A 3,762-nucleotide genomic window follows, 5' to 3' on the forward strand; every position below is an offset into this window, starting at 1 on the left:
TTTAACAATGATAAGACTGTCTTTCGACAGTTAGTTAGCTTTTTAACCCCTAAACCTATGAAAATCCGGTGGGGATGATTTTTTTGTCGTGTGCAGAGATCCGTCATATAAATATAATTACAGCTCTAATAAAGACGCTATAAGCTTAATGCTCTATGATAAGCGTTTATATTAATTGGCCTCTAATTTAACAGGTCAATAATTTAACAGCCCCTAGAGACATGAGAGGAAAGACATTGAGTGACCCAGCCTCTATCGGCAAACAGCGTGACCTTACTGAAGGGTCGATTGCCAAAACAATGCTCTTATTTGCCCTACCCACCCTTGGATCGTCGATACTTCAGTCGTTAAACGGTTCGATTAATGCCGTCTGGGTAGGTCGATTCTTGGGTGAAGAAGCGCTTGCGGCGACCGCGAATGGTAACATTCTGATGTTTATACTGATCTCTTTCGTTTTTGGTTTCGGTATGGCCTCTACCATTTTAATTGGTCAAGCCATGGGGCAACGTGATCATACTATGGTTAAAAGAACCATGGGAACTGCTTTGGGCAGTATCATTCCCATAACCGTGTTATTGGCTGGCGTAGGCTGGGTATCGTTACCGCTGTTGCTCGAGCTTTTAGGGACACCATCCAATGCCTTTGACTTGGCTTTGACTTATTTGCGCATGATTTTTCTTGCGATGCCAGTTACCCTCACTTTTACTTTAATGACAATGGCGCTGCGCGGAACGGGTGATTCCACGACCCCACTTTGGTTTATAGCCTTGTCGGTGGCGATAGATTTGGTTTTGACACCGATGCTTATTACTGGGGTAGGCCCTTTCCCTGAATGGGGTATCTTTGGCTCAGCCTTTGCAACAGCGATGGCCAACACTGTGGCTCTCGTTGGTATGGGCATCACTTTATATCTACGTGGGTCTATCTTAACCCTTAATAAATCAGAGCTACACTTTTTACGACCCGATAAAAAAATCCTGTCCTCGATGTTCTCTAAAGGGCTACCGATGGGACTGCAGATGGTAGTTATCTCCTCAGCGGCATTGACTATGCTGTCGCTGATCAACCGCGAAGGGGTTCAAACCACAGCAGCCTATAGCGCCACTCAGCAGCTTTGGACTTACGTACAGATGCCAGCTATGGCGCTAAGCGCGGCAGCAAGTGCGATGGTGGCTCAGAATATCGGTGCCAATCAGTGGGATAGAGTGTCAGCGATCACCCGCTGGGGGCTTATTTTTAATGTGATATTGACCGGATTACTGATTGGAGTCCTAACCATTTTTGATGAAGCTGCTTTAGGCTTGTTCCTTGGTACAGATAGTCCCGCAGTAGGCATTGGCACTCATATTCAGCTTCTGGCGACATGGGGTTTCTTATTCTTTGGGGTCGCCCAAGTATTATTTGGTACCATGCGAGCAAATGGCTACGTGATTTGGCCCTTGATGGTGATGGTAATCTCTATGTATCCGGTGCGTCTGGGCTTTGCTTTTGGGCTATATCCAATACTTGGTTCCGATGCCCTTTGGTGGTCATTCCCAGCAGGCATGGTAGCCACCGCCGTAATGGGGGTAGGACTGTATCTGTATGGGGCATGGCGTAAAGGCAAGGTGTTACCTCCCAAAGAAGCCGCTCAAATCACTGAAGGCTACCGCGCTCAAGGAAGCTGTAGTTCGTCGTGTCGTGATATTACCCCCACAACGGCTTGGGAAAGATCCGAGGAACAAGAGGCGGCGACTCGTCGTTCTTGACTTAAACAGTATGAGGACTGAGTAGATTGAGATTTATTATGATAGATCTTAGTCATCGAAGTTTTAATTTAACTTTAAGAATTACTTTGAAAATTTAACGATTAAAATATAGTATCTTATACATTATTTAATATTTAGTTTACTGTAATAATCTACAGATGAGGACTTATTGGTGATAGATACAATTAAACATTATATGGACATAACTAGAGAGGAACTATCGGTATCTAAAGATCAGATCAATGTCGATCTAACTGATGAACTACTTTTTGGTGCCGTTTGTTATAAATACTTCTATAACGATGGTAAATTTGACATTATCGATTTTAAGAATTCTTATACTGATGGTTCTAACGACGGTGGCATCGATTTTATAGCCGTAAACGAGGGAGATATATAAAAAAGTTTAGTCCTCATTCAATCCAAAAATGTTAAAGACTTTAACTCAAAAGATGAGATAAAAGACATTTTTACTAAAATGGCGCAAACTGTAAGTGACTTTCAGTTTAATAAAATTGGATCTTTCAATAAGAACTTAAGGCGTATTTATTCTGAAAAATATGACGATGCAGTTGAGGATGAGAATTCTATTCAGCTTGTTTTATTTATCAATACGAATAAGGATGAAAGATATCAAGATGAGATTTTACAACATCTAAGTAAAGTTGAGGCTTTAGAAAATTTTGATATTTCAATTTTCTATAGAAATCAAGTAGAAGAGCATATTAAGAGTTTTGAGAATGGTCAAAGGTTTGTAAGTGAAGGGAAAGTAGATATATACAAAGATCATGGCTATATTAAGAATGGCACGAATGGACTGTTAGTTAATACTTCAGCTCTTTCAGTTAGAAATCTTTATGATAAATTTAGGGATGATGGTCTTTTCGAACAGAACTTTAGATATTTTGTCCGTAATAAAAAAATAGATGATCAGATCAACGAATCATTAAAGAAGAAAAGAGACAAGTTTTGGTTTTTAAATAATGGGATCATCATAGGTTGTAAAGACTTTTATTTAGACGGAGATAACATCAAATTAGAAGACTTCTCTATCATTAATGGATGCCAAACTACAACTATTCTTGGCTCCTATAAAGGCTCTAATGAAGATTTAGATTTTCCAATACCGTGTAAAATAGTAAAACCAGATCAACCAGGTGAAGATTATTTCAACCGATTTATCGCTGAAATTGCAGAAGCCTCTAATTCGCAGAAACCAATTTCTGATAGAGACCTTAAATCAAACTATCCTGAACAAAGACAATTACAATCTGATCTTAAAGCGGAAGACCCCAAAATATATATGGAAATCAAAAGGGGTGAGGGCATATTACGTAAGAAAAACCTAAAACCTTGGCAAAAGGTAAAAAATAATACATTAGGACAGTTAGTTCTTAGTGTGTTATTACAACGCCCTGGGACAGCTAGAAGTAGTAAGAAGAAGATATTTTCAGATAGAGCAACTTATAATAGTATATTTAAGAGAAAACACGATAAGGCTACTATTGTAGATATCCTACAGTTATCAGATTACTATGATAACTTCGTTAAAAGTACACCTTTGAATGAGAAAGCATCGAATATCGCAAAGAATGGTAAGTTTTGCGTTCTAGCTATAATAGGGTTCTTAATTAAGTATCGTCGTGGAGCTATTGACATAAAGCTAGATAGTAATAATAACGAATGGGTTTCAGAGGTAACAAGTGATACTTTATCTGGACCCTTATTTGATCCGGATAGACCTGATAATTACATAAAACCTTTAAACTCGCTCTTTAATGATATAGTAATGTTTCTTTCTTCTCTTTATGATTCACGCGGTGAAACAGAAACCTCAGTTACTAACTTCTTTAAAACTGATAAAAAGTATTTTACTATAATCTTATACCAATTCTAAAAAATAACACTCAAGTCGCACCACTCCCGCTGAGTGATAGACCTAATTAAGTTAGTCTCATTACACACTGCATTCCAAGCGTCACATGCCGCATCGACAATCGCATCATAACTCTCA

The 3,762-nt window shown here is 38.8% G+C and carries 2 protein-coding genes; both read left to right on the forward strand.

The window, feature by feature from the left end; genetic code table 11:
• Positions 1-236 precede the first annotated feature (236 nt).
• Complete coding sequence (locus tag A1019T_RS12785; protein WP_244156666.1) at positions 237-1,748, forward strand: MATE family efflux transporter; 1,512 nt, start codon at positions 237-239, stop codon at positions 1,746-1,748.
• Between the two features lie 478 nt (positions 1,749-2,226).
• Positions 2,227-3,645, forward strand: a complete 1,419-nt coding sequence (locus tag A1019T_RS12790) for an AIPR family protein (protein ID WP_077452106.1) — start codon at positions 2,227-2,229, stop codon at positions 3,643-3,645.
• Positions 3,646-3,762: the final 117 nt, after the last annotated feature.

The organism is Psychrobacter piechaudii (assembly GCF_900162825.1).
Lineage (GTDB): Bacteria > Pseudomonadota > Gammaproteobacteria > Pseudomonadales > Moraxellaceae > Psychrobacter > Psychrobacter piechaudii.